The organism is Serratia sp. 2C06, assembly GCF_050037615.1.
Lineage (GTDB): Bacteria > Pseudomonadota > Gammaproteobacteria > Enterobacterales > Enterobacteriaceae > Serratia > Serratia ureilytica.
This window is the reverse complement of the sequence record NZ_CP188299.1, coordinates 4,854,452-4,880,604: the sequence shown is the minus strand read 5'-3', so window position 1 is coordinate 4,880,604 and position 26,153 is coordinate 4,854,452. Positions and strand designations below refer to the sequence as shown.

Genomic DNA, 26,153 nt, shown 5'->3' with positions numbered 1-26,153 from the left:
GTTCTATGTTGCATGGACTGATTCATCGCATTGGTCTGTCACCGAAACTGCTGCTGGGCTATGCCGGCGTGTTGGTGTTCATGATGGGCGAAGGGCTGGAACAAGGATGGCTGTCGCCTTATTTGATCGGCAAGGGGCTGAGCATTCAGGAATCGGCGCTGCTGTTCAGCGTTTATGGTTTTGCGGCCGCGATCGCCGCCTGGTTTTCCGGCGTGCTGGCGGAAATCTTTACCGCCCGGCGGGTGATGTTGGCCGGCCTGCTGCTGTTTCTGTTCGGTTCGGTGTGCTTTTTGACGTTCGGCCTGCCGAGCAACAACCTGGCGATCATGGTGCCGACCTATGCGCTGCGCGGCTTGGGTTATCCGTTGTTCGCCTACGGTTTTCTGGTGTGGGTGGCGTATGAGGCGCCGCCGGAAAGGCTGGGGTCGGCGGTGGGGATTTTCTGGTTCGTCTACAGCGGCGGGCTCAGCGTGCTGGGCGTGCTGTATTCCAGCATCATGCTGCCTTATCTCGGCGAGATCCACACGCTGTGGAGCGCGCTGATTTTCGTCGTGCTGGGCGCGGTGATTGCGCTGATGCTCAATCGCGACGACGGCGCGGCACAGAGCGGCAACCGTGAAAAGGCGTCGCTGGGTTACGTCTTGAAAGGCATCACCATCGCGTTTGAAAACCCGAAGATTGGCCTGGGCGGCATCGTGCGCACCATTAATACCTCCGCGGCATACGGCTTCGTCGTATTCATGCCCATGTACATGATGGATATGGGATTCACCCGCACGCATTGGCTGCAGATGTACGCCGCGCTGTGGACGGTCAACATCATTTTCAACCTGATTTTCGGCGTGATCAGCGACGGTCTCGGCTGGCGCAATGTGGTGATGTGGTTCGGCTGCGTCGGCTGCGCCTTGACCACGCTGATGTTCTACTACGTACCGCAATTCTTCGGCGCCAACTACCTGCTGACCGTTTGCGCCGCCGGTTTGTTCGGCGCCTGCCTGGCGGCGTTCGTGCCGCTGTCGGCCATCATGCCGTCGCTGGCGCCGGACAATAAGGGCGCGGCGATGTCGATTCTCAATCTGGGCGCCGGCCTGAGCACCTTTGTCGGCCCGGCGGTGGTGGGGCTGTTTATCGGCAGTCTCGGCACCGTTGGCGTGATCTGGATCTTTACCGGTTTGTACCTGTTCAGCGGCGTGCTGATGAAATTTGTCACGCTGCCGAAGGAAAGCGCGATGGCGCAGGAAGAACGCGGCGCGAGTTTGGCGAAAATATCCTGACCGAGGGTGAAGTTCACAGTTTTAAGGGGAAATATATGATTAATCATCAAACTACGGCGCCGCGCGAGCTCTCGCTGCAGGGCAAGGTGGCGCTGATTACAGGCGGCGCTGCGGGGATCGGCCTCGCTATCGCCGAACGCTATCTGCAAAACGGCGCGCGCGTGGCGCTGCTCGATCGTGCGCCGCAGGTTGCTGAAGTGGCGCGACAGCTGGACGCCGAGGCGGCGGTGGGCGTCGTGGCCGACGTCACCGATGCCGCGTCGGTGGAGCGGGCGGTGGCGCAGAGTGAGGCGCATTTCGGGCAGCTGGACGTGCTGGTCAACAGCGCCGGCATCGTCGCGCTGCATCCCGCTGAGGAACTGCCGGAAGCGGCGTGGGATGCAACCCTGGCGGTCAATCTGAAAGGCGTGTTTCTCACCTGCCAGGCGGTAGGGCGCCGTTTCATTAGTCAGCGCGGCGGCAGCATCATCAATCTCGCCTCGCAGGCCGGGGTGGTGGCATTGCCGAATCACCTGGCCTATTGCGCCAGCAAAGCGGGCGTGATCGGGTTGACTCAGGTGCTGGCGCTGGAGTGGGGGCCGCACAACGTGCGGGTCAACGCCATTTCACCCACCGTCGTTTTGACGGAGCTGGGCCGTAAGGCCTGGTCTGGCGAGGTGGCTGAGCAGATGAAGCAGAAAATCCCGCTGCGGCGCTTCGCCGAGCCGCAAGATATCGCCGCCAGCGCCCTGTTTTTGGCCGGTGACGCGGCGGCGATGATCACCGGCGCCAACCTGGTGGTCGACGGCGGTTACACCATTCAATAATTTCTTATTCAGGCGACAGAGAGGCCGCGATGAACAGAATCATTAACGATCCCGATCACGTAGTGGAAGACGCCATTCAGGGCTATAGGCTGGCCCACCCGGACTATTACGCCGCCACCGACAATGCGCGGGTGTTGAAATATCCGCCGGCGCCGATCGCCGGCAAAGTGGGCATCGTCACCGGCGGCGGTTCCGGCCATGAGCCGGCGTTTCTGGGGTATGTCGGCAAAAACATGCTGGATGCCGTCGCAATTGGCGAGATTTTTTCATCGCCTACGGCGGGGGCTTTTCTCGACGCGTTCAAGGCGGCGGACAGCGGTGCGGGCGTCGCTTGCCTGTACGGCAACTACGCCGGCGACAACATGAACGTCAAGATGGCGATCAAGAAGGCCACGGCGGCCGGCATACGGGTGAAAACCGTGGTGGCCAACGATGACGTCGCCTCGGCGCCGGCCAGTGAGATCGATAAACGGCGCGGCGTGGCCGGAGAAATTCTGATGTGGAAGGTCGGCGCGGCGGCGGCGGCCAAGGGATACGATCTGGACGGCGTGATCGGCGCGGCGCAAAAAGCCATCGACCGGTGTCGTTCGATCGGCGTCGGCCTCAGTTCCTGCACCATTCCCGCGGTCGGCAAACCCAATTTTCATATCGAAGACGGCAAGATGGAGATCGGCATTGGCCATCACGGCGAACCGGGCATTGAGGTGTCGCCGATCCAGTCGGCGTCGGCGATGGCCGGCACCATGCTCGATTTCGTGCTCAACGACATGCCGCTGGAACAGGGGCATGAGGTGGCGTTGCTGATCTCCGGGCTTGGCGCCACGCCGGTGATGGAGCTGTATATCTATTATGCCGAAATAGAGCGTCGGTTGACGGCGAAAGGCGTGCGGGTGCATCGGCGCTACGTCGGCAATTACTTCACGTCGCTGGAAATGATGGGCGTGACGCTGACGCTGATGACGCTGGATGACGAACTGAAAACGCTGCTGGACATGCCGGCGCAATCTTTAGGCTTAACCCAGGTGGAGTGAATCATGACGGAACAAATTTCAACCCGGTACGGCAGTGAGATCGTTACGGGGCTGATAGAAACCATTGTCAGCAACCGCGAATACCTGAGCGAAATCGACGGCGCCATCGGCGACGGCGACCACGGCATTAACATGTCGAAGGGATTCGCGATGTGCGGCGATGCCATTCGCGGCCGCGAGCTCACGTTGGCGCAGGCGTTCGATGCGGTTTCCGATGCGCTGATGGAGGGCATCGGCGGTTCGATGGGGCCGCTGTACGGCAGCCTGTTCATGGGCATGGCGGAGAGCGTGCGCGAGCGCAGCGTGCTGGATAAGCAGGCATTTTTGGCGATGTTGCACGGCGGTTTGCGCGAACTGCAGGACATCAGCAGCGCGGGCGTGGGGGACAAGTGTCTGATGGATACGCTGATACCGGCGGTAGCAGCGTTTGAGCAGGCGGCGGGGCGCGGTGACGACTTCGCCGCTGCGCTGGAACAGATGAGGATCGCCGCGGCGCGCGGGCGCGATTCCACGCGCGAGCTGGTGGCGAAAATCGGCCGCGCCAGCCGTCTGGGCGAGCGTTCGCGCGGCGTACTGGACGCCGGCGCGGTATCTTGCTGCCTGCTCTTGACCCGATTGGCGGACGAGGTGGAGCAACGACTGAATACCGTTGCCGCCTGAACGCGTTATACTAGCGGGCATTCAGCATTGTCGGAGGGGCGTGTATCGTCCCTCCGCCATGATTAACCGGCCTGCCGTGGGGAAACGTCTAACGGATGGAAAAACAAACTGTGTCCCAGGATAACGAACTGCTGACCGAAATCGCCGTTGCTTATTATCAGGATGAGATCACGCAGGAAGAGATCGCCAAAAAGTTCGGCATCTCACGGATCAAAGTCGGTCGTTTGCTCAAGCGCGCCAAGGAAGAAGGCATCGTCGAGATCAACGTGCGTTATCACCCGGTGTTCAGCACCCGGCTGGAACAGCAGATGATGGAACGTTTTCCCATCAGCCGCGCGCTGATCGCGCTCGATCATCAGGACGAAGAGGAACAGCGTCGGCAAGTGGCGGCGCTGGTGTCCAACTACCTGGCGATGTCGCTGAAAGACGATATGGTGTTGGCGGTCGGGCAGGGACGCAACGTGGCGGCGATCGCCGATCACGTCGGCAGCGTGACGGAGCGCAACTGCAAGTTCATCTGCGGCATCGGCGGCACCCACCGTCCGGGCGATGCGATCAACGCCGACCATATCAGCCGGCGTCTGGCGAAGAAGTTCGGCGGCAGCAGCGAGACGCTCTATGCGCCGGCCTACGTCGAAAATCGCGCGCTGAAAGACGCCTTCATGCAGAACGGCACGATCAAGGAAACGTTGGATCGCGCGCGTAAGGCCGATGTGGCGTTAGTCGGCATTGGCGACATGAATGAAAACAGTTATATGGTGAAATTGGGGTGGTTTACGCCGCACGAGATTATCGACGCCAGCCTTAATCAGGGCGTGATCGGCGACATCGCCGGCTATGACTTTTTCAATGCCCAGGGGCAGCATGTCGATACGGTGATGAATGACCGTGTGATTGGGCTGAGCATTGATGAGCTGCGCAAAATTCCGTGTGTGATCGCCATTGCCTCCGAGAATACCAAGGCGCTGGCGATTTTGGGCGCGTTGCGCACCGGCGCCATCGACATTATCGCCACCAGCGCGCTCAATGTGCGCACTATCCTCAACATGTCGCAATAGCGACACCCGCAAAAAAAGGGTTCAGCGCCAGGCTGAACCCTCCAGAGACATCCCCCTTTTGACGGATCAGTGGCTGAGGTTGACGTCAATCGCCTGATAGAAGGCGTTGGCGGTGTCGGCTATGTCCCACACGGCAAGGATCACGTGCGAACCGCTGCGATCTGCCGGTATGTTGCACTGGTGGGTGACCTGCGCGGCAGGGATGGCGCCGCCGTCGTTGAACTGGCAGAACGGCGTCAGGTCAAAGGAAGCGCGGGTCAGCGGTTGAGAAGCGTCCCAGTTCGGCTTGGTGATGAAATAGCGCCAGCTGGTGGTGCTGTGACGCGCGGTCAGCTTCCAGGTAAAGGAGTTCGGGCCGGTTTTCAGGTTGAGCTTGTTCCAGCGCGTCGGCGTTTGCTGATCCAGTTCGAAGAAGGTGGACTTGTTGGCGCTGGCGATATGGCCGTCAACCGGGCCGGCCTGCGGGAAGCCTTTCAGGCCCTCGACGCTCTGCGGTTCGTACTGCACGCTGCCGCACTGGGTGTTGAGCTGCAGTTTGCACTGGTAGGCGCGGCTGGCCGGCGACTCGACATAACCGTGAGCATTCGCCTGTTGCGAAACGCCGAACATGGCCGCGCTCAGCAGGCCCAGAGAGAGCAGGGTACGGGAAGTTTTGTTCATAAGTCACTCCTGACTGAAATTATGTTGTAAGTTGAGCGTATTTCACCGACAAAATGAGAGATTAATAACGCAATTAGAAATAACCCTTCTTGTCGGCTTGTTTTATTTTTATCATTCTGGTCGTGCGATAGAGCGGAATGTTTTAACGGCTATTAACGAAAATTATTATGATGACGATCTTTGATCGTTAGGCTGAATTTATTTAACTGTCGCTGTGTAAAAGTAGGGCGCTATGATGAATTTTATATCAGGTCGTGATGAATAGTATTTAAGATAGCGCTCTCATTTATGAAGTATATTGCTTGTTGCTATGAGTACCTTTGTTCGATTTGATCGATTTTTGTGCGCCACCACCTTGGGAATTTAGTGTCATTTTTCTTATTTTATTTTAAAGAGGAATTTGTATGACTAGATTATCCCTGGACGCGATTAAAATAATCAGCACCATCAAGAGCACCGGTTCTTTCTCTATGGCGGCGGAGGCGCTGCATAAAACGCCTTCGGCGATCTCTTATCGGGTTTCCAATATTGAAAGCAAACTCTGCGTGAAACTTTTTCATCGCAATGGCCCCATGATTACCCTGACGGATGAAGGGGAATTTCTCCTGCAGGAAGGCAGCTGGATATTAAATGCGGTGCAGGATCTGGAAAGCCGGGTGCGCAACATCCCCAAGCTGGACAATAATATCCGCCTGGCGGTAGACACCTTCTTCCCGTTGGAAACCCTGACGCAGGATATCCGCGACTATATTCAGCATTGCCCGAACGCCAGTATCTCGGTGCAGCGAGAAGCGTTGAACGGCACCTGGGATGCGCTGAAGAACAACCGGGCGGATCTGATCATCGCCATCGGCCAAATTCCCGACAGCGTGCAGGCTAAAACCCTGATGCTCGGCAAGCTCAACTTTGTGCTGTGCGTGTCGCCTTCGCACCCGTTCGCGGCGCAGAGAAAGCCGGTGTGCAAGAAACAGCGGTTGAACGACATCGTGGTGGTGATCGCCGACAGCAGCCATGAGCTGCCCAAGCGTAATCACGGCACGCTGCCCTTGCAGCGTCAGTTGGTGGTATGCGACGTGGAAAGCAACCTGGCGCTGCTCAAACGCGGCATCGGCCACGCTTTTCTGCCGCCTGCTTTGATCGAAAAGGAATTGGCCAGCGGCGAACTGGTGACGGTGCCGGTGGAGATGCAAAAGGGCGACGAAATGATTTGGCTGGCGTGGCACCCGGCCAGCAAGGGCGCCGGGTTTAACTGGTGGCATGAGCGGCTGACGCGCAAAAGCGATGTCTACAGCCTGATGGGCCGCGAAGTGGTGCGGGATGGCGGTTATCCTTGGTGCCACAACTGAAGGAATAGAGACGAAGGGACGCGAAAATCAAACGGTTAACTCAATGAAAACCCCGCAGCATTCGGCTACGGGGTTTTTTTACGGCTTACGCCACGCGGCCCACCTTCAGCCAGGCGCCGTCAGAACCGGGCGCCGAGGTGATGTAACCCCATTTGGTTTGCCAGACGTAACCCTGGTAGGACACCAGCGCGCCCTGCGCGTAAGTGGTGCCCGGCACATAAGCCGGCGCGGTCATGATCGGCAGGTTGCCGGGGCCGACGCCGGTGTAGCGCAGCCCGGTGCCCATATCCAGCTGGCTGTCGTCGTAGTCCGCGGCGTTGAAATAGCGATCCAGCGAGGCCAGCAGATCGCCGTTGCGGTTGTCTTGCCCCAGATGCCAGAACATCACGCCGCCCAACTGCTGCTGCTTGATGTATTTCGCTTTGTATTTGAAGCTCTCGGCATCGTCATAGGTGACGAACAGCCCTTTCTGCGCATGATACAGGTAAGGCGTTTTGGTCTTGTCGTTCCACAGCCGCTGATAGCCGTAGTTGCCCAGCAGCATCTGCTCCAGCTGGCGATAGGAGGCGATGCGCGGATCCTTGTCGCGCACGCACTCTTCGCAGCCCACCAGCCAGTAATCGGTGTTCGGGTACGGATCTTCGCCCGGCGTGCTGTGGCTGCTGTATTGCCCGCTGTTGCCGCCGCTGACGCCCTTGAAGGCGCGGCCGTAGAAGGGCACGCCCATCACGATTTTGGCGCTCGGCACGCCTTCCATCATCAGGTGTTGCTGCACCGCGGCGTCGACCGTCAGGCTGAACGGGCTGGGGAAGGCGCGGGTCAGTTCTTCCCAGCTCCAGCCCAGGTTGGCTTCGCGCAGCGCATTGTAGAAGGTCGGCCCGGCCGCATCGCCGAACAGTGCCGCCTGGTGGTTGGTTACCTTCTCCCAGGGGCCAGCCAGATCGTAGGTCATCAGGTTGATGTAATCGAGCGGCGCGACGATCTGCGCCAGCTTGCTGTAATAGCGCGACAGGAAGAAGGCGCCGCCGGCGCCGGCGATGGTCAACTGGTACGGCAACGCCTGGCGGCCGTCGGCGATGGTTTGCTGGTTCAGCAGGGTGCGGATCTCCTGCAGCGCGGCGATGAAACCGTCCACTTCCGAGGCTTGCGGGTACTCCCAGTCGATGTCCACGCCGTCGAAGCCGTAATCCTTCATGATGCGCACGCAGGATTGGGCGAACTTGGCGCGCGACGCTGGGGTTTTCACCGCGTTGACGTAGTTGGCGTGCGACACGCCCAGATCGTTGGAGTAGTACCAGCCGCCGATGGAGAACATGATGCGCAGGCTGGGGTTGTGCGCTTTGAGCGCGGTCAGACGGTTGACCACATCGCGCGCCTTGGCGTCGTTGGTGGCCGGATCCCAGGCGCATTCCAGATTGCTGTTGATATCCAGGAACGAGAAGTTAATGTGCGTCAGCTGCTTGGCTTTGGCCGGCGTGATGTTGGAAACCGGGAACGGCACGACAGACGTATCGGTCTCGGTGTAATTATTGATTTGGTTGGTCGGAATAAAATAATACCCAATAACGGCTTTACGTGTGGACATGGCATTTCTCCAGAGTGGATGTTTTTCGATGGGGAAATATTTCCCGTTGCCATTAATGTTTATTTTTCGCGGAAATAACAGTCGAAACAAATCACGATAAGAATGAATTTTTTATTCACTGCCGCCTGCCTTGGCGTTTATGTGTTGTGCCAGCATTCAGCATGAATTAATTCGACCATAGGGCCTGTATTTATTCATTTGCTTTGTAATAGCATCCTTAACTAGATTCTGAGTATCCGATGTCCCACCGGCCGTGATTGGCATTTAATTAAAAATAAAAAAGGAGATGAGCTATGTCCAGCATAGAGCCTGACGCTGTTGGCTTAATAGTCCAGCGAGTATGTGAATATCTTCAGCCGGTATTGAACGCCATTCTGGCCGGCGTGATGGCGCTATTACACGGCGCCTATCGCAACGTGGGTATTCGGCGACGTTTATTGAATGCGGCGATGTGCGCGTTATTGGCCTGGACGGTGCGCGATGCGCTGGCGTTGATGGGCCTGGAATTAAACTGGGCGAATTTGGCCAGCGTATTGATTGGCTTTATGGGGGCGGATTACATCAACGCCTTAATTAAAAAATTCATCGGCAAAAAAACGGGGTTTAAAAATGTTAAATGACATCGAAGAGATTCGCTTTACCGCCCGCAGCGAAGAGAATCTGCGCGGCGTGCATCCGGATCTGGTGCGCGTTATTCGTCTGGCGCTGCGCTATTCCCTGGTGCCGTTTTCCGTCAGCGAGGGGCTGCGCAGCATGGCGCGCCAGCGGGAAATGGTGCGCGCCGGCAACAGCCAAACGCTGCGCAGCCGCCATCTGACCGGACACGCGGTGGACGTGGTGGCGATGCCGGCGGGCGTGGTCTCCTGGGAGTGGGATTACTACGCGCAAATTGCGGTGGCGGTGCGGCGCGCGGCGCGTGAATGCGGCATCAACGTCGAATGGGGCGGCGAATGGAAGACCCTCAAGGACGGCCCGCACTTCCAACTGCCGTTCCGGGACTATCCGGCATGAGCGGCTGGCTGCAAAAACTGATGCAGGGCGGGTTGCTGCTGCTGTTGCTGGCGGCTATCTGCCTCGGCGGCTACAGCTCGCTGTTGTCGCACCAGTTGGCGTCTGCGCGGCAACAGGCGGCGGAACTGCAAAAAAGCCTGGCGCAGCAGGCGGGGCTGATCGCCACCTTGCAGACACAGGATGCGCAAAATCGCGCGCTGATGGCGGCGCAGCAGCGACAGGAACGGCAGCTGCGCCAACAACACGAGGCTTATCAGAGGAAATACCGTGAAGCGATTAAAAACGATCCCTGCGCCGCTCGGCCTCTGCCTGGCGCTGTGCTTGAGCTCCTGCGCCCGGCCGCCGGCGCCGCAGGCCGTGCCGCTGTTGCCCCCTGAGTCGGTATTCGCTCCCTGTGAGCAGCCGCAGTTGCAGGGGGAGACCTGGGGCGATGCGGTAAGCTATGCCCTGGCGTTACAAACCTCGTTACACATTTGCGCCGGCCAGGTGGAGACGCTCAACGCCTGGCGCGCCACGCTGCCGCCGCGCTGACGGCGGCGCTTGTCTGACTTGTCCCGCAGGCCTTCTTTTTTTACTTTTAAAACGCTCTTTCGACCAAGGTTATGGCGCGCTTCAAAGTTTGTGATGTTTCTCTCACTATACTTCAAGGCTGTGCCCTGTCATTGTACCTGGGCGCCATGGCCCACGGCAGGGCGCAGCCTCAAAGCCTTACCTCAACATAAAAGCAAAAAACAAAGGAATCCATAATGGACGAACAGCTCAAACAGAGTGCCCTTGATTTCCATCAGTTTCCTGTCCCAGGGAAGATCCAGGTTTCCCCAACCAAACCGTTGGCGACCCAGCGCGATCTGGCGCTGGCCTATTCGCCTGGCGTCGCCGCGCCTTGCCTCGAGATCGCCGAAGATCCGCTGGCGGCCTACAAATACACCGCGCGCGGCAACCTGGTGGCGGTAATTTCCAACGGCACGGCGGTACTGGGTCTGGGCAATATCGGCGCGTTGGCCGGTAAGCCGGTGATGGAAGGCAAGGGCGTTTTGTTCAAGAAGTTTTCCGGTATCGATGTATTTGATATCGAAGTGGATGAGCATAACCCTGACAAATTAATCGACATTATCGCCGCGCTGGAACCGACCTTCGGCGGCATCAACCTGGAAGACATCAAGGCGCCGGAGTGTTTCTACATCGAACAGAAACTGCGTGAGCGCATGAAGATCCCGGTGTTCCACGACGACCAGCACGGCACGGCGATCATTACCACTGCCGCGGTGCTCAACGGCCTGCGCGTGGTGAAGAAGAACATCTCCGATGTGCGGCTGGTGGTGTCCGGCGCCGGCGCGGCGTCCATCGCCTGCCTGAACTTGCTGGTGGCGCTGGGGCTGCGTCAACAAAACATCACCGTCTGCGATTCTAAGGGCGTCATCTATAAAGGCCGCGACGCCAATATGGAACAGACCAAAGCCGCCTACGCCATCGAGGATAACGGCCAACGCACGCTGGGCGACGCCATCCCGAACGCCGACATCTTCCTCGGCTGCTCCGGCCCGGGCGTGCTGACGCAGGATATGGTGAAAACCATGGCGCGCGATCCGCTGATCATGGCGCTGGCCAACCCGGAACCGGAAATTCTGCCGCCGCTGGCCAAAGCGGTGCGCCCGGACGCCATCATCTGTACCGGCCGTTCCGACTACCCGAACCAGGTGAACAACGTCCTGTGCTTCCCGTTCATTTTCCGCGGCGCGCTGGACGTGGGCGCCACCACCATCAACGAAGAGATGAAGCTGGCCTGCGTGCATGCCATCGCCGATCTGGCGCTGGCGGAACAGAGCGACGTGGTGGCCTCCGCGTATGACGATCAGGATCTCTCCTTCGGGCCGGAATACATCATTCCGAAACCGTTCGATCCGCGTCTGATCGTCAAGATCGCGCCGGCGGTGGCCAAGGCGGCGATGGACTCCGGCGTGGCGACGCGCCCGATCGAAGACTTCGACGCCTACGTGGAGAAGCTGGCGGAGTTCGTCTACAAAACCAATCTGTTCATGAAACCGATCTTCTCGCAGGCGCGCAAAGAGGTGAAGCGGGTGGTGCTGGCGGAAGGTGAGGAAGAGCGCGTGCTGCACGCCACGCAAGAGCTGGTGTCGCAGGGGCTGGCTTTCCCGATCCTTGTCGGCCGTCCGAGCGTGATCGAGATGCGCCTGAAAAAACTGGGCCTGCAACTGACGCCGGGCAAAGATTTCGAAGTGGTGAACAACGAGTCGGATCCGCGCTTCAACGAATACTGGGGAGAGTACTACCAGATCATGAAACGTCGTGGCGTTTCGCAAGAGCAGGCGCGTCGCGCGGTGATTGGCAACCCGACGCTGATCGCCGCCATCATGCTGCACCGCGGTGAAGCGGATGCGATGATCTGCGGCACCATCGGCAGCTACCACGAGCATTACGACGTGGTGAAGAACGTGTTCGGCTTCCGTGAAGGCGCGCACGTCGCGGGCGCGATGAACGCGCTGCTGCTGCCGAGCGGCAACACCTTCATCGCCGACACCTACGTCAACGACGATCCGACGCCGGAACAGCTGGCGGAGATCACCCTGATGGCGGCGGAAACCGTGCGCCGTTTCGGTATCGAACCGAAGGTGGCGCTGCTGTCTCACTCCAGCTTCGGCTCGTCTGATTGCCCGGCGGCGCGCAAGATGCGTAAAACGCTGGAGCTGGTGAACGAGCTGGCGCCGGAGCTGGAGATCGACGGTGAAATGCACGGCGACGCCGCGCTGGTGGAAAGCATCCGTCACGATCTGATGCCGGACAGCCCGCTGAAAGGCTCGGCCAACCTGCTGATCATGCCGAACATGGAAGCGGCGCGCATCAGCTACAACCTGCTGCGCGTCTCTTGCTCGGAAGGGGTGACCGTCGGGCCGGTGCTGATGGGGGTGGCCAAACCGGTGCACATCCTGACGCCGATCGCCTCGGTGCGCCGCATCGTCAACATGGTGGCGCTGGCGGTGGTGGAAGCCCAGACCGAACCGCTGTAAGCCCGGGTTAATGACTGGCCCCCTGCGCCGTTGGCGCCGGGGGCTTTTTTATGCCTTGCAGCGCGCGGCGATGGCGCGAATATCCTGCGGGGTGGTGCGGCAACAGCCGCCGATCAATTGTGCGCCGAGCGCGCGCCACTCTGTCGCCTGATCGGCCAGGCTGCCGTGCTCGCCGCCGCAGGCGCGCCAGGTTTTGCTCACCGCATCGTAGTGCTCGCCGGAGTTCGGGTAGACCAGCAGCGGTTTGTCGGCCAGCGCGCTCAGCTGACGCAGCGCCGGGGCGACCTTGTCCAGCGCGATGCAGTTGATGCCGATGGCCAGCACCTGCGGGTTACCGCGCAGCGCGGACAGGACCTCCGTCAGCGGCGTGCCGTCGCTGAGGTGTTGGCTGTCGCGCAGGGTGAAGGCGAACCAGGCGCCGAGCGTCGGGAATTCCTGCAGCAGCGTCAGCAGCGCCTGCAGTTCGGTGAACGACGGCAGCGTTTCGCAGGCCAGCAGATCGACGCCGGCGGCGGCCAGCGCGGCGATGCGCGGGCGGTGGAAGGCAATGAAGTCATCCTGCGCCAGCCGGTAGTCGCCGCGGTATTCCGAGCCGTCGGCCAGATAGGCGCCGTACGGGCCCACCGAACCGGCGATCAGCAGCGGCGCCGCCTGCGGGTGCGCGGCCAGATAATCGCGGCGTGCGCGCTGCGCCAGCTGCACGCTTTTGGCGATCAACGCCAGCGACTGAGCCTGGTCCAGGCCGCGGCGCGAGAAGCCCTGCGGCGTGGCCTGATAGCTGGCGGTGATAGCGCACTGGGCGCCGGCGTTGAAATAATCGAGGTGTACCTGATAGATAAGCTCGGGATTTTCAATCAGCACCTTGGCCGACCACAGCGGATCGGTCAGATCGCAGCCGCGCGCTTCCAGCTCGGTGGCCAGCGCGCCGTCCAGGATCAGCGTCGGCCGTTCGGCCAGCAAACGAGCGACGGGGTTGTTAACCGACATGTTGTTCTCCCAAAGCGTTTTTTTGCCCGGCGCGCCGGGTCAGGAAATAGGTGAGATAGCACAGGGCGACGAACGGCAGCCCGCAGTAGAGCGCGATGCGCTGCTCCGGATCGAACGCCAGCCCGATGCAGGCCAGCAGGCACAGCGCAAAACCGAGGATCGGCGTCAATGGATAGCCGGGCGCGCGGTATTTCAGGCCGTTTATCGGCTGGCCGCTGCGCAGATAGGCGCGGCGGAAAGCATAGTGGGCGGCGCAGATGCTCAGCCACACCGCCACCACCGCAAAGCCGGAGATCGCCGACAGGGCGACAAACACCGTATCCGGCGCGATCACGCTGGTCAGCAGCGCCAGCACGCCGCCGAGCATGCTGAAGGTCAGGGCGTTGATCGGAATGCCGCGCGCATTGACGCGCGCAAAGTAGGCCGGCAGGGTGCGCTGGTGGGCCAGCGACCACAGCATGCGCCCCGAGGCGTACAGGCCGGAGTTGGCCGCCGACAGGATGGCGGTCAGGATCACGAAGTTGAAGATATCGGCGGCGTAAGGCACGCCGATGCGTTCAAACACCAGCACGAACGGGCTTTTGACGATCCCCGCCTGATCCATGGGGATCAACGCCGCCAGCACAAACACCGTGCCGATAAAGAACAGCATCAGGCGGATCACCGTGGTGCGGATCGCCAGCGGCACGACTTTCTCCGGGTTCTCGGTTTCACCGGCGGCGATGCCGATCAGCTCCGTGCCGGAGAAAGCGAAGTTCACCGCCACCATGGTCATCAGGATCGGCAGCGTGCCGTGCGGCAGCCAGCCGGAAGCGGTCAGGTTGTGCAGGAACGGCGCCGGGGTGCCGTCTTTCATCGGCAGCAGGCCGAACATGGCGGCGCCGCCCAGAATGATGAACGCCAGAATGGTCACCACTTTGATCAGCGAAAACCAGAATTCGCTTTCGGCAAAAAAACGGGTGGTCACGACGTTGAGCAGGAAAATGGCCGCGCAGAAGATCAGGCACCACAGCCACACCGGCGACTGCGGGAACCAGTACTGCATGCAGAATCCGGCCGCGGTCAGGCTGGAGCCCAGCGCCACCGTCCAGGTGAGCCAATACAGCCAGGCGACGGCATAGCCGGTGGCCGGCCCCAGATAGCGCGAAGCATAGACGTGAAAGGCGCCGGTTTCCGGCATCGCCACCGACAGCTCGCCCAGGCACAGCATCACCAGATACACCACCAGCGCGCCGATCAGGTAGGCCAGCAGCGTGCCGAGCGCCCCGGTGGTGGAGATGATGTAGCCGGTATTGAAAAACAGCCCGGTGCCGATCACGCCGCCCAGCGACAGCATCACCAGATGCCGGGCCTTCATGCTGCGTTTGAACTGCCCTGCGGCGGGCGCCGATGAGTGCATAATAATCTATCCGTATAGACGTCTAAATATCTGAATGGCTATTGGTTATACCCGCAATGCCGTTTCAACGCAATGCGTCACCGGCGATCGCCGCGTAAAAAAATCGTCAGGCCAGATCTATATGCAAATGATAATTATTATCTATAATGTCGCCATTTTCGCTAATGGGGCAACATGATGAGATATCTGATTTTATTGGCGGCGTTGGCGCTCGGCGCCTGCAGCCAAACGCCGGTGAAGACGCCGGCCAGCGACGTCGCGAGCATGGGGAATATCACCGATCTGCACAGCGGCGCGACCCTGACGCCCGAGCAGCTGTTGACGCGGTTGGCGCAGCAGCCGCGGGTGATCGTCGGGGAAAAGCATGACAATCCTTACCACCATCAGATTGAGCAATGGCTGGTGCAGCAGCTGCCGCAATTGCGGCCGCAGGGTAGCGTGCTGATGGAGATGATCAACCCGAACCAGCAGGCGCAGGTCGACAAAGTCAAGCAGTGGCTGCAGAGCGATCCCGCGGTGCGTGATGGCCGCGTGGCGGAGCTGATCGCCTGGCAGCCGGGCTGGAAATGGGCGCTGTATGGCGGGGTGACGATGGCGGCGATGCGCGCGCCTTACCCGCTGTGGTCGGCCAACCTGGATCGCAGCGAGATCGCGGCGTTCTATCAGCAGCCGCAGTTCCCGGCGGGGCAGCTCTCGTCGCAGCCGGCGGTGCGCAAGGCGCTGGAAGAGACTATCCGCACTTCGCACGGCGGCCAGATTGAGGCCGCGCAGCTGCATGCGATGCTGGCGATCCAGCAGCAGCGCGATAGGCGCATGGCGGAGCGCCTGCTGGCGGCGCCGACGCCCGCGCTATTGATCGCCGGCGGTTATCACGCCGCCAAATCGGTGGGCGTGCCGCTGCACGTGCGGGATCTGCAACCGGCGGCGGCGCCGACGGTGCTGATGCTGGCGGAGCCGGGCGTACAGGTTGACGCGCACACGGCGGACTACCTGTGGATTACACCATCAGTGAAATGAATACGTTAAGGCAGTGAAAAGGGGTGTTAATTATAGTTGCAAATGATTATCATTAGTAAATGTGATCTGCAATCATTCGCAATTAAGTAAGCTAATGCCCCTATGTTAAGTCAGTCTTATCCCCCTCCGGCCTTTGCGCTGCCGCAGCCGCGCTGGGCGCGCGGCTTGCTGCTCGCCCTGGCGGCGCACGCGGCGTTAGCGTTGCTGTTTTACTGGCCGCAGACGGCGCTCGAGCCGGTCGAGCTGCCGCCGCCGGCGGTGATGATGAGCTGGGCGGCGCAGATTGAAGCGCCGGAAAGCAAACCGTTGCCGCTGGGCGTGCAGCAGGCGGAATCCGCTGCGGCGCAGCCGGCGGAGCAGCAGCAACAGCCGGATCTGCCCAAGCTGGCGCGCGCCGATAAAGCGAAGATCGTGACGGCGGACAAGAAGCGCGCCGAGCACCGTCCCCCGCAAAAAGCGCAGCCGAAGCCGCAGGAACAGGCGAAAGAGACGCGCAACGCCGCCGCGTCCAGCGCCGCCGCGCCGCAGGCGCAGACGCTCTCTCACCAAACCACCGCCCCGATTAACAGCGACGCCAACAGCAACGCGCAGGCCAAGCTGTCGTGGGAGAGCCTGGTGAAGGGCAAACTGAACCGCATCAAAGAGTATCCCCTGGATGCCCGCAACCGCCGGCGCAGCGGCATGCCGCAGGTCAGTTTTAGCGTCGATGCGCAGGGGCGGGTGTCGAACGTGACCCTGCAGATCCGTTCCGGCACCGCGTCGCTGGATCGGGAAGCGGTGGCGGTGGTGTCGCGCGCGCAGCCGTTGCCGCCGCCGCCGCCGGAGATGCTGCAGCAGGGGGCCGTCAGGGTAAGGATGCCGATCGATTTCAATCTGGCGGAGCTGAATGCCCGCCGTTAATGCCCGCAGACGCGGCAGCGCCGCCGTCCGGCTCTTCAAACTTCGTGAGGGATTATGAATCCGCTGTTATTTACCCCGCGTCGTCGCATCGCGGCCGCGCTCTGGCTTTCTTTAGGCATCGCCGGCGCCGCGCTGGCGCAACCGCAGCCGCCGTTGGCGGAACGGGCGCCGAAAGCGCTGACGGCCCACGGCGAGACGCGTACCGACGATTACTACTGGCTGCGCGACGACAGCCGAAAAGATCAGAAGGTGCTGGACTACCTGAAGGCGGAGAACCGCTACACCGAGCAGATGATGGCGCCGTACCAGAAGCTGCGCGCCACGCTGTATCAGGAGATGCTGGGCCGCATGAACCCTGACGATCGTTCGGTGCCGTATCAGCTCAACGGCTATCGCTATCAGGAAAGCTACGCCGCCGGTAAAGATTTCGCGCTGTATCAGCGCCAGGCGCTCACTACCGACGCGCCGTGGCAAACCTTGCTGGACGCCAATCAGCGCGCGGCCGGCCACGCCTACTATCGCCTGGGGGCGATGGACGTCAGCCAGGACAACCGCCGGCTGGCGGTGGCCGAAGATCTGCAGGGCCGCCGCCAATACCGCATCTCCCTGCGTGAGATAGGCAGCGAACGCTGGTCGCCGGAAACGCTGGAAAACACCTCCGGCAACATGGTGTGGGCCAACGACAACCAAACCCTGTTCTACGTGCGCAACCACCCGCAAACGCTGTTGCCATACCAGGTTTATCGCCATCAGTACGGTACGCCGACGGCGGAAGATAAGCTGGTGTACCAGGAAAACGATCCGGCGTTCTACCTCAGCCTCGGCCGCTCGTCCTCGCGCGATTACCTGATTCTGACCATCAGCGGTAACACCACCTCCGAGGTGCGCCTGATCGACGCCAACCAGCCGCAGCGCGAGCCGCAGCTGTTCGCCGCCCGGCAGAACGGCCGCGAGTATTACCTCGATCACTACCGCGGCGAGTTCTACCTGCGTTCTAACCATCAGGATCCGAACTTTGGCCTGTACCGCACGGCGGCGGCGGGCAAACCCTGGCAGACGCTGATCGCGCCGCAGGCGCAGCACGAGGTGGAGAGCTTCAGCCTGTTCCGCGACTGGCTGGTGGTGCAGGAGCGCGCCAACGGGCTGGTGCAGCTGCGGCAAATCAGCTGGGACGGCAAAACCGAGCGCGCCATCCCGTTCGACGACGCCAGCTACATGGCCTGGCTGGGCTATAACCCCGAGCCGGACAGCGATCGTTTGCGTTACGGCTATTCGGCGATGACCACGCCGACCCGCACCTATGAGTGGGATCTGAACAAGGGCGAGCGCACTCTGCTCAAGCAGCAGGAAGTGAAAGGCGTCGATCCGAGCCTGTATCACAGCGAGCGCATCTGGGTCACGGCGCGCGACGGCGTGAAGGTGCCGGTCTCGCTGGTGTACCGCACATCGCTGTTCAAAAACGGGCATAACCCGCTGCTGGTGTATGGCTACGGCGCTTACGGCATGAGCATGGATCCGGCGTTCAGCGCCAACCGCATCAGCCTGCTGGATCGCGGCTTCGTCTATGCGCTGATCCACGTGCGCGGCGGCGGCGAGCTGGGGCAGAGCTGGTACAAACAGGGCAAGCTGACGCACAAACCGAACAGCTTCAACGACTTCATCGACGCCACCCAGGCGCTGATCAAAGACGGCTACGGCCAACCGGGGCGCATCTACGCCATGGGCGGCAGCGCCGGCGGCTTGCTGATGGGGGCGGTGATCAATCAGGCGCCGCAGCTGTTCAACGCGGTGGTGGCGCAGGTGCCGTTCGTCGACGTGGTGACCACCATGCTGGACGACAGCATTCCGCTCACCACCGGGGAATACGAGGAGTGGGGCAACCCGCACCAGCCGGCCGCCTATGCGCTGATGAAGTCCTACAGCCCGTACGACAACGTGCGTAAGCAACGTTACCCGAACCTGTTGGTCACCAGCGGTCTGTACGACTCGCAGGTGCAGTATTGGGAACCGGCCAAATGGGTGGCGAAGCTGCGGCGCTTCAAGCAGGGCGATTCGTTGCTGCTGCTCTCCACCGACATGACCGCCGGCCACGGCGGCAAATCGGGTCGCCTGGCGCGGTTGGAAAACGGCGCGCTGGAGTACGCCTTTATTTTGGCGGCGGACCGGCAGGCGCAGAAATAATCTTTAGCGCCGCAGCACGCTGCGGCGCAATAAAACAATAACAACCTTTTACCGCGCTTTCGGCGGGCTTTTTGCTGGGCATTGTCGGCCATCAAACCTTATTGGCTATTTCTGGGGATATATGAAAATCAAAATGATAGCGAGCCTGATCGGCGCGGGACTGGCGCTGTACGGGCCGGCTGCGGCCGCGCAGGAACAGGCGGAAAATAATAAAGGCAGCGTGGCGTTCAGCCCGCTCAACGTCTCGGCCGCCGACAGCGGCAAGAGCAGCGAAAAAGACGCGTTGGCGAGGCCAGGCGCGTTCAGTTCGCGCGATGAAAACAAGAATCTGGAGTCGGTGGACAGCATTCTGCGCAGCATGCCGGGCACCTATACCCAGATCGATCCCGGCCAGGGATCGGTCAGCGTCAATATCCGCGGCCTGAGCGGCTTTGGCCGGGTCAACACCATGGTCGACGGCATCACGCAAAACTACTACGGCAACTCCCCGAGCGATGCAGCGCACGGGGGATTGCCCACCAGCCAGTTCGGGGCGCTGATCGATCCTAACTTTATCGTCGGCGTCGACGTGGCGCGCGGCAACGCCACCGGATCCGCTGGGGTGAACGCCTTGGCGGGCAGCGCCAACTTCCGCACCATCGGCGTGGATGACGTGGTATTTTCCGACAACCCGTTCGGCGTGCGCACCAAATTCTCGGTGGGCAATAACGGCATTGGCCGCAGCGGCATGATCGCCGTGGGCGCCAAAACCGCCGCCTTTGCCGACGGCGGCAGCCTGGGGGCGATGGCGGCGATCAGCGGCAGTTCCATCACCTCCAACTACAAAAACGGCGCCGGTTTCGACAGCGAGATGTTCAACGTCGATAAGACCTACCGCCAGAACCCGAAATCCCAGCTGTTCAAGGTGGACATCAAGCCGGATGCCTTCAACAGCATCGAACTGTCGGCGCGCAGCTACCAGAATAAAATCACCCGCCGCCACATCGACAGCGACGATTTCTACCTTAAATACCACTATGCGCCGTTCTCGGAGCTGATCGATTTCAACCTGACCGCCAGCACCAGCCGCGGCAAGCAGCAGTTCATGTCCGACAACATGGCGGGATTCAGCGACAGCACGGCGAAAAACATCTCCGATGCGCTGGATATCAACAACACCAGCCGTTTCAGCCTGCAGGACGTCGATTTCGCTTTCAGCTACGGCGGCAAGCTGGTGCGCAACGAGTATAAGAAAAAGGCCTCCGGTTTGGTGACGGATGACAATCAGGCAGAAAGCTCGCCGGTGGGAATGTCGGGCAAGCAGGATATTTCCAGCCTGTACAGTGGCCTGCAGGCCAACTACGGCATCTGGCAGGGTAATTTCGATCTGAACTACACCGCCTATCGCCTCTCCGGCTATAAGCCGGCCTGTGATGAGCGCGTAGAGTGCTTCCCTCAGGGCGCCGGCACTATCAACCGCAATGAACACGGCTTCAACCCGTCGGTCATGCTGTCGGCGCAGGTGACGCCGTGGCTGCAGCCGTTCGTCAGCTACAGCAAGTCGATGCGCGGGCCGAATATCCAGGAAGTGTTCTTCGCCAACAGCGGCGGCCAGTCGATGAACCCGTTCCTGAAGGGTGAAAAAGCGGAGACCTGGCAGGGCGGGTTCAACGCCAATGCCCACGATCTGTTGTTCAAGCAGGACAGCTTCCAACTGAAAGCGGTCTATTTTGAAACCAGGATCAAAAACTACATATCCAGCCAAACCTACCTGGTGTGTAAAAACCGTCAGAAGTGCAACCGTTCGCAGGCGACGCAGGAAGAGTGGGATGACGCGGACGTCAACGTCAGCATGACCATGTATAGCAATGCCCCCGAACCGGTCAAAATGCGCGGGGTGGAGCTTGAAGCGCTGTACGACGCCGGTTTCGCCTTCACCAAGCTGTCGTTAAGCAAGGAGCATACCTCCCAGCCGACCAACCAGGCCAGCAACGTATTCGGCGCGGGCGATATCAGCGAGCTGCCGGAGTTCTACTTCACGCTGGACAGCGGGGTGCGCCTGCTTGACGAGACGTTGACGCTGGGCGGGGTGGTGAAATACACCGGCAAGTCGGTGCGCCTGTCGCCGGACTCTGATTACGATGAGAATGAGCAGTTGTTGAAAGAGCCGGCGCCGCATATTCCGACCATTATCGATCTGTACGGCACCTATCAGGTGAATCGCAATCTGCTGCTGAAGCTCAGCGTGCAAAACCTGATGGACAAGGACTACTCGGACGCGCTGAACAAGATGAACTCGCTGCCGTCTCAGTCGCAGTATGAGACGCCGACCAACACTGCCCGTGGACGCACCTATATCTTCGGCGGGGAGGTGCGCTTCTAAACCGCAGCGGAGCAGGGCGCAGTCACTGCGCCCGTTTCGCCTGCAGCAGCCATTTGTCCAGCTCGTTGGCGAACTGCTGGCGGTCGCGCTGGTTCAGGGCGTTCGGGCCGCCGGTCTGAATGCCGCTGGCGCGCAGGGTATCCATAAAATCGCGCATGTTGAGGCGCTCGCGGATGGTGTCCGGCGTATAGCGTTCGCCGCGCGGGTTCAGCGCCACCGCGCCTTTCTCTATCACCTCCGCCGCCAGCGGAATGTCGGCGGTGATCACCAGATCGCCCGCTTCGCAGCGGCGCACGATCTCGTTGTCGGCCACGTCGAAGCCGGCCGCCACCTGCAGCGAACGGATGTACTTCGACGGCGGCGTGCGCAGCGGTTGGTTCGCCACCAGCGTCACGGTGATGGCGGTGCGATCGGCGGCGCGGAACAGCACCTCTTTGATTACGTTCGGACAGGCGTCCGCATCGACCCAAATCTGCATCATTTCGTCTCCCGCAGCCAGTCGCGCACCGGCAGGAAATCGCGCGCCAGCGCCGCTTCCGGGCTGTCGCCTTCCGGCTGGTAGTTATATTCCCAACGCACCAGCGGCGGCATCGACATCAGGATGGACTCGGTGCGCCCGCCGGTTTGCAGCCCGAACAGCGTGCCGCGATCCCACACCAGGTTGAATTCCACGTAGCGGCCGCGACGGTACAGCTGGAACTGGCGCTCGCGCTCGCCCCAGGTCAAGGCCTTACGTTTTTCGACGATCGGCAGATAGGCGTCGAGGAAGCCCTGGCCCACCGCGCGGGTGAAGGCGAAACAATGGTCGAAATCCGGGGTGTTCAGATCGTCGTAGAACAGGCCGCCGATGCCGCGCGCTTCGTTGCGATGCTTGATGAAAAAGTAATCGTCGCACCACTGTTTATATTTGGGGTAGACCTCGTCGCCGAACGGCGCGCACAGCTCGGCCGCGGTGCGGTGCCAGTGCACGGCATCCTCTGCGAAACCGTAGAACGGCGTCAGGTCAAAACCGCCGCCGAACCACCACACCGGCGCTTCGCCCGGCTTTTCAGCGATGAAAAAGCGTACGTTGGCGTGGCTGGTGGGCACGTAGGGGCTGAGCGGATGGATAACCAGGGAGACGCCCATCGCCTGGAAGCTGCGCCCGGCCAGTTCCGGACGGTGTGCGGTCGCCGAGGCCGGCAGGGTGGCGCCGGAGACGTGCGAGAAGTTGACCCCCGCCTGTTCGAACACCGCGCCGTTGGTCAGCACGCGGCTGCGGCCACCGCCGCCTTCTTCACGCGTCCATTGGTCTTCGGTGAACACGGCGCCGCCATCGGCCTGGGCGAGCTGCGCGCAGATATGATCCTGCAGCGCCAGCAGGAAGGATTTTACTTCAGCGATGTTAGGTAAACTCATGCGGGGTCTTTATAGCGTCTGGCTGAACAAGGCGCTGAGTATACTCTTATTCGCCGCCCGCGGCATCAGCGGGGTTTGCGTTGGTGTGCGTCGAAGTAGTCGAAGAAGTTGACGATGCCGTCCGCGATGGCGCGGGCGATTTTCTCGCGAAACGCGGTGGTGCCCAGCAGCCGTTCTTCGTTCGGGTTGGTGATGAACGAGGTTTCTACCAGCACCGAGGGAATGGACGGGGATTTCAGCACCGCGAACGCCGCCTGTTCGGTGCTGTCGCTGTGCAGATGGTGTACCGGACGAATTTGGCCGAGCACGTGGCGGCCGAGCGTCAGGCTGTTGTTGATGGTGTCGGTTTGCACCAGATCGAACAGCACCTGCTGCAGGTAGTTGTCCTGATCCTTGTATTTGCCGCCCGCTACGTCGTCGGCGGCGTTTTCACGGTTGGACAGGTAGCGCGCCATGGCGCTGCTGGCACCGCGGTTGGAGAGGGCGAATACCGAAGCGCCGGAGGCCGACGGGCTGGTAAAACCGTCGGCGTGAATGGAAATGAACAGATCGGCCTGGTGCTGGTGGGCGATCTCCACCCGCTGGAACAGCGGAATGAATTCGTCTTCTTCGCGCGTCAGGCGCGCCTCGATGTGATCGTGCTCATGCAGGAAACGGCGCACGTGGTTGGCGATTTCCAGCACGATGTGTTTTTCCTGCGAACCTTCGTGGCCGACCGCGCCGGAGTCGATGCCGCCGTGGCCGGGATCGATCATCACCCGCTTTTTGCCGCCGGCCGGTTTCGCCGCCGGTTTGCTGTGCTGATTGCGCAGCATGCCTTCCGCCTTGGCGCTTGGGTTTTTCACGCCGAACAGCGCTACTGCCAGGCCGGAAAGCAACAGTTGGCGTCGCGTCGGGGAAACGGCAAGCGGCTTAAAATTGAGGAATTGTTTACCCTGCTTTTTCATTACGCAACGCTCCATCGACGATTCTATTTCGCGACGTTATATCGTATTGATAATCATTAATCGACCCGATAACTATTTCCATTTATTACGCCTGTTACCGGCGATTTCGGGGCAAATAGCGCGGTAAATCGCAGTTTGATATTGCGTAAGTGAATAATCACGCGATAATCAGATAAACACCTTAATTAACAGCGGCCAACATCGATGGAAATTCGCGTATTTCGACAAGACGACTTTGAAGAAGTCATTACCCTGTGGGAGCGCTGTGATCTGCTGCGGCCCTGGAACGATCCGGAAATGGACATCGAGCGCAAGCTGAACCACGATCCTGAGCTGTTCCTGGTGGCGGAAGTCGGCGGCGAAGTGGTCGGTTCGGTGATGGGCGGCTATGACGGCCACCGCGGCTCGGCGTATTACCTCGGGGTGCATCCCGACTATCGCGGGCGCGGCATCGCCAATGCGTTGATCAATCGTCTGGAGAAGAAGCTGATCGCCCGCGGCTGCCCGAAGATCCAGATTATGGTGCGCGAAGACAACGACACGGTGGTCGAGATGTACGAGAAGCTCGGCTACGAGATCCAGGGCATCACCAGCCTGGGCAAGCGGCTGATCGAAGATCAGGAATATTGATCGAGCGGCGGGCGGCGGCGTTGCCCCGCCCGCCGCAACGCATTACGGCAGCTTTTTGACGGTTTTCACGTCCACTTCGACGCTGCTCCAGTCTTTATCCACTTTGCCTTCCAGCTGCACCTTGTCTTTCGGCGTGACGGTTTGGCCGTTCCAGCGTTTGCGATCGATCTCGACCGTCAGCGTGCCGGTGGCGTCGCGGAAGGTGTAGGTATCGTCGCCGATGCGCTGCTCGATGTTGCCTTGCAGCATCACCCAGGTGTCGTCGCTCAGCGATTTCACCTTGTCCACGGTGGTCAGCGCCGCGCTGGGGCCGGAGAAACCACCTTGTGCGGTGGTTTGCGTTTGAGCCTGCGGCGCGGCCGGATCGAGGAACCCGCCTTGTTGCGCCAGTACCGGTGCGCTGCACAGCGCGATCAGAGCGGCCAGAGTCAGTTTTTTCATGTTGCGCTTCCTTATCGTTATCGAAAATCACATCCCGCTGATATCGGGTGCTTGCTAAGTGATAAGGATTAAAACACACCGATCTTAAGAGCTTCTTAAGCCGACGCATTGAAATTCCCATCGCCGGCGCCCATCTGTAGCCATAGTCTTTATTCTGTTGGCAAGGAACGAGCGTTGAAGCCATTCTCACCCCGGTTTTCCCCGGACGATTACGATCAGCACGGCGCGCTGCGGCTGCCGCTGGGATTTTGGGCCGTGCTGATTTTGCAGGCGCGCACCTGGCTGTTGTTCGTGATGGCCGGCGCTTCGCGCGAGCAGGGCGAAAGCTTGTTGGCGTTGTTTTATCCGGATACCCAACGCTTTTGGTACGGCATGCTGCTCGGTCTGCCGGCGGCGCTGGCGTTTTTGCTGAGCGGCCGTCGCCACCAATGGCCGCGGCTGTGGCGCGGTTGGCGCTGGGGGCTGGCTGTCTCGCTGCTGGCGTCGTTCGGCGGCTCGCTGTTCAGCCTGTGGCGCCAGGACGGCGATGCGCCGGGGCTGGAGCTGACGTTGGCGCTGCTCGACGCGCTGGCGCTGAGCTATCTGCTGCTGAACGCGCGTCTGAAAGCCTGTTTCGCGCCGGCGGAGCGCGCCGACTAATTGCCGAGAAGTGCGGCACTTTTCGCATTTTCCGCACTCCAAGCTGGCAACCGTTGGCGTAGTGCGGGCCGTTGTGAGAGGCTGGCACGCAGCAAAACGCCGAATGCGGCAGGAGCGGGTGACCCGCCCCGTGCCATTGATGTCTAAGGAGCTAGAGATGAATATTCGCCCCCTGTTGTTAGGGCTTCCGCTGTTACTGACCGGCTGTTCGAGCATGTCCAATTTCTCCTGGTCCAGCCTGTCGCCGTTCAACTGGTTCGGCAGCAGCCTGGAAGTCGGCGCCAAGGGCGTCGGCAAGCTCAACGCCGGCACGCCGATGTCGGAAAGCGCCATCAACGACGGGCTGGACGGCAACTACCGCCTGCGCGGCGGCATGGCGACCAACAACGGCCAGATCGTCTCTTATTATCAGGCGCTGTCCGGCGACGAGGTGAAGCTGGTGATCACCGGCGAACCGAAAGGGCGCCTGCAGCGGGTGGACGTGCTGGATCCGAAAGTGGCGACGGAGTGGGGCAACAAGCTCGGCACGCCGTTCGGCGACATGTACAGCAAGGCGTTTGGCTCCTGTAAGCCGGGCAGCGGCGAAGACGCCGGTAAAGTGGAGTGCGTGGCGGAGCAGAGCAAATACGTCACCTACATCTTCAGCGGCAAGTGGGCCGGGGCGCAGGATATCATTCCGCCGGACGACACCCTGAAAAGCTGGACGGTCAGCAAAATCATTTGGCACGCCAAGCCGCAGCAGTAACGCGTTCAACGGGCGCCGGTTCCCGGCGCCCGCTTGTCCAAATCATTACC

General features: G+C 60.7%; 26 protein-coding genes. 18 read left to right on the top strand and 8 right to left on the bottom strand.

Annotation, left to right across the window (positions count from 1 at the left end; all coding sequences use genetic code 11):
• Positions 1–5 precede the first annotated feature (5 nt).
• From ACP3TA_RS23850 to ACP3TA_RS23830, 5 genes are all read left to right on the top strand, one after another.
• Positions 6–1,274, top strand: coding sequence for an MFS transporter (locus ACP3TA_RS23850; protein WP_033643986.1), 1,269 nt, complete (start codon positions 6–8; stop codon positions 1,272–1,274).
• Positions 1,275–1,309: 35 nt separating this feature from the next.
• Positions 1,310–2,080, top strand: coding sequence for an SDR family oxidoreductase (locus ACP3TA_RS23845; protein WP_050594438.1), 771 nt, complete (start codon positions 1,310–1,312; stop codon positions 2,078–2,080).
• 29 nt (positions 2,081–2,109) lie between these two features.
• Positions 2,110–3,111 carry a dihydroxyacetone kinase subunit DhaK gene (locus tag ACP3TA_RS23840; RefSeq protein ID WP_060660386.1) on the top strand — a complete coding sequence of 334 codons (1,002 nt, stop codon included), beginning with the start codon at positions 2,110–2,112 and terminating at the stop codon, positions 3,109–3,111.
• A gap of 3 nt (positions 3,112–3,114) precedes the next feature.
• Positions 3,115–3,771 (top strand): dihydroxyacetone kinase subunit DhaL, encoded by a 657-nt coding sequence (gene dhaL, locus ACP3TA_RS23835; protein ID WP_033643985.1) that lies wholly within the window; start codon positions 3,115–3,117, stop codon positions 3,769–3,771.
• Between the two features lie 95 nt (positions 3,772–3,866).
• Positions 3,867–4,829: a sugar-binding transcriptional regulator gene (locus ACP3TA_RS23830; RefSeq protein ID WP_004936575.1), complete on the top strand. Its 963-nt coding sequence runs from the start codon at positions 3,867–3,869 to the stop codon at positions 4,827–4,829.
• Positions 4,830–4,895: 66 nt separating this feature from the next.
• Here the strand turns inward: ACP3TA_RS23830 and ACP3TA_RS23825 are convergent, their stop codons facing one another.
• The gene (locus ACP3TA_RS23825) at positions 4,896–5,489 is read right to left on the bottom strand and encodes a lytic polysaccharide monooxygenase (protein WP_033643984.1); all 594 of its coding nucleotides are present in this window, start codon (positions 5,487–5,489) and stop codon (positions 4,896–4,898) included.
• A 404-nt stretch (positions 5,490–5,893) separates the two neighbouring features.
• On the opposite strand from ACP3TA_RS23825, the gene ACP3TA_RS23820 reads away from it, so the two are divergent.
• Positions 5,894–6,835, top strand: coding sequence for a LysR family transcriptional regulator (locus ACP3TA_RS23820; RefSeq protein WP_025303805.1), 942 nt, complete (start codon positions 5,894–5,896; stop codon positions 6,833–6,835).
• A gap of 85 nt (positions 6,836–6,920) precedes the next feature.
• Here the strand turns inward: ACP3TA_RS23820 and ACP3TA_RS23815 are convergent, their stop codons facing one another.
• Positions 6,921–8,420 carry a glycosyl hydrolase family 18 protein gene (locus tag ACP3TA_RS23815; protein ID WP_160204477.1) on the bottom strand — a complete coding sequence of 500 codons (1,500 nt, stop codon included), beginning with the start codon at positions 8,418–8,420 and terminating at the stop codon, positions 6,921–6,923.
• A 293-nt stretch (positions 8,421–8,713) separates the two neighbouring features.
• Between ACP3TA_RS23815 and ACP3TA_RS23810 the strand changes: the two genes are divergently transcribed.
• From ACP3TA_RS23810 to maeB, 5 genes are all read left to right on the top strand, one after another.
• Positions 8,714–9,040: a phage holin, lambda family gene (locus ACP3TA_RS23810; RefSeq protein ID WP_033643982.1), complete on the top strand. Its 327-nt coding sequence runs from the start codon at positions 8,714–8,716 to the stop codon at positions 9,038–9,040.
• Positions 9,030–9,431 carry a M15 family metallopeptidase gene (locus ACP3TA_RS23805; protein ID WP_033643981.1) on the top strand — a complete coding sequence of 134 codons (402 nt, stop codon included), beginning with the start codon at positions 9,030–9,032 and terminating at the stop codon, positions 9,429–9,431. The genes ACP3TA_RS23810 and ACP3TA_RS23805 overlap by 11 nt, the downstream gene beginning before the upstream one ends.
• Entirely contained in the window at positions 9,428–9,808 is a 381-nt protein-coding gene (locus ACP3TA_RS23800) for a DUF2570 family protein (protein WP_122016643.1), read from the top strand. The genes ACP3TA_RS23805 and ACP3TA_RS23800 overlap by 4 nt, the downstream gene beginning before the upstream one ends.
• Complete coding sequence (gene lysC, locus ACP3TA_RS23795) at positions 9,789–9,962, top strand: Rz1-like lysis system protein LysC (RefSeq protein ID WP_004936544.1); 174 nt, start codon at positions 9,789–9,791, stop codon at positions 9,960–9,962. Before ACP3TA_RS23800 ends, lysC begins: the two co-directional genes overlap by 20 nt.
• A gap of 215 nt (positions 9,963–10,177) precedes the next feature.
• Positions 10,178–12,457: an NADP-dependent oxaloacetate-decarboxylating malate dehydrogenase gene (gene maeB, locus ACP3TA_RS23790; protein ID WP_016926766.1), complete on the top strand. Its 2,280-nt coding sequence runs from the start codon at positions 10,178–10,180 to the stop codon at positions 12,455–12,457.
• A gap of 48 nt (positions 12,458–12,505) precedes the next feature.
• Here maeB and mmuM read toward each other — a convergent pair whose 3' ends face one another.
• Together mmuM and mmuP are read right to left on the bottom strand one after the other, a co-directional pair.
• Positions 12,506–13,444, bottom strand: a complete 939-nt coding sequence (gene mmuM, locus ACP3TA_RS23785; RefSeq protein ID WP_164120035.1) for a homocysteine S-methyltransferase — start codon at positions 13,442–13,444, stop codon at positions 12,506–12,508.
• Entirely contained in the window at positions 13,434–14,843 is a 1,410-nt protein-coding gene (gene mmuP, locus ACP3TA_RS23780) for an S-methylmethionine permease (RefSeq protein ID WP_033643976.1), read from the bottom strand. The genes mmuM and mmuP overlap by 11 nt, the downstream gene beginning before the upstream one ends.
• A 177-nt stretch (positions 14,844–15,020) precedes the next feature.
• Here mmuP and ACP3TA_RS23775 point away from each other — a divergent pair, with 177 nt between their 5' ends.
• The 4 genes from ACP3TA_RS23775 to ACP3TA_RS23760 all read left to right on the top strand — a co-directional run bounded on the left by ACP3TA_RS23775 (position 15,021) and on the right by ACP3TA_RS23760 (position 21,303).
• Positions 15,021–15,860 (top strand): ChaN family lipoprotein, encoded by an 840-nt coding sequence (locus tag ACP3TA_RS23775; RefSeq protein ID WP_206196237.1) that lies wholly within the window; start codon positions 15,021–15,023, stop codon positions 15,858–15,860.
• 102 nt (positions 15,861–15,962) lie between these two features.
• Positions 15,963–16,760: an energy transducer TonB family protein gene (locus ACP3TA_RS23770; protein ID WP_206196236.1), complete on the top strand. Its 798-nt coding sequence runs from the start codon at positions 15,963–15,965 to the stop codon at positions 16,758–16,760.
• Between the two features lie 54 nt (positions 16,761–16,814).
• A complete protein-coding gene (locus ACP3TA_RS23765) occupies positions 16,815–18,941 on the top strand; it encodes a S9 family peptidase (protein ID WP_206196235.1) in 2,127 nt (708 codons plus the stop codon).
• 121 nt (positions 18,942–19,062) lie between these two features.
• The gene (locus ACP3TA_RS23760) at positions 19,063–21,303 is read left to right on the top strand and encodes a TonB-dependent receptor domain-containing protein (RefSeq protein ID WP_206196234.1); all 2,241 of its coding nucleotides are present in this window, start codon (positions 19,063–19,065) and stop codon (positions 21,301–21,303) included.
• A gap of 22 nt (positions 21,304–21,325) precedes the next feature.
• Here the strand turns inward: ACP3TA_RS23760 and ACP3TA_RS23755 are convergent, their stop codons facing one another.
• The 3 genes from ACP3TA_RS23755 to amiA all read right to left on the bottom strand — a co-directional run bounded on the left by ACP3TA_RS23755 (position 21,326) and on the right by amiA (position 23,648).
• On the bottom strand, positions 21,326–21,781 hold the full coding sequence (locus tag ACP3TA_RS23755) for a YaiI/YqxD family protein (RefSeq protein ID WP_004936514.1): 456 nt from the start codon (positions 21,779–21,781) through the stop codon (positions 21,326–21,328).
• Positions 21,781–22,701, bottom strand: a complete 921-nt coding sequence (gene hemF / locus ACP3TA_RS23750; protein WP_122004427.1) for an oxygen-dependent coproporphyrinogen oxidase — start codon at positions 22,699–22,701, stop codon at positions 21,781–21,783. Before hemF ends, ACP3TA_RS23755 begins: the two co-directional genes overlap by 1 nt.
• A gap of 65 nt (positions 22,702–22,766) precedes the next feature.
• Positions 22,767–23,648 (bottom strand): N-acetylmuramoyl-L-alanine amidase AmiA, encoded by an 882-nt coding sequence (amiA, locus tag ACP3TA_RS23745; protein ID WP_033652564.1) that lies wholly within the window; start codon positions 23,646–23,648, stop codon positions 22,767–22,769.
• Between the two features lie 204 nt (positions 23,649–23,852).
• Between amiA and ACP3TA_RS23740 the strand changes: the two genes are divergently transcribed.
• Complete coding sequence (locus ACP3TA_RS23740; protein WP_004936504.1) at positions 23,853–24,278, top strand: GNAT family acetyltransferase; 426 nt, start codon at positions 23,853–23,855, stop codon at positions 24,276–24,278.
• Between the two features lie 42 nt (positions 24,279–24,320).
• On the opposite strand, the gene ACP3TA_RS23735 is transcribed toward ACP3TA_RS23740, so the two are convergent.
• Positions 24,321–24,719 (bottom strand): YgiW/YdeI family stress tolerance OB fold protein, encoded by a 399-nt coding sequence (locus ACP3TA_RS23735; protein ID WP_016926776.1) that lies wholly within the window; start codon positions 24,717–24,719, stop codon positions 24,321–24,323.
• Positions 24,720–24,893: 174 nt separating this feature from the next.
• On the opposite strand from ACP3TA_RS23735, the gene ACP3TA_RS23730 reads away from it, so the two are divergent.
• Together ACP3TA_RS23730 and ACP3TA_RS23725 are read left to right on the top strand one after the other, a co-directional pair.
• Positions 24,894–25,358 (top strand): DUF2919 domain-containing protein, encoded by a 465-nt coding sequence (locus ACP3TA_RS23730; protein ID WP_033652563.1) that lies wholly within the window; start codon positions 24,894–24,896, stop codon positions 25,356–25,358.
• A 157-nt stretch (positions 25,359–25,515) separates the two neighbouring features.
• A complete protein-coding gene (locus tag ACP3TA_RS23725; RefSeq protein ID WP_004936494.1) occupies positions 25,516–26,103 on the top strand; it encodes an RpoE-regulated lipoprotein in 588 nt (195 codons plus the stop codon).
• The last annotated feature ends 50 nt before the right edge of the window (positions 26,104–26,153 follow it).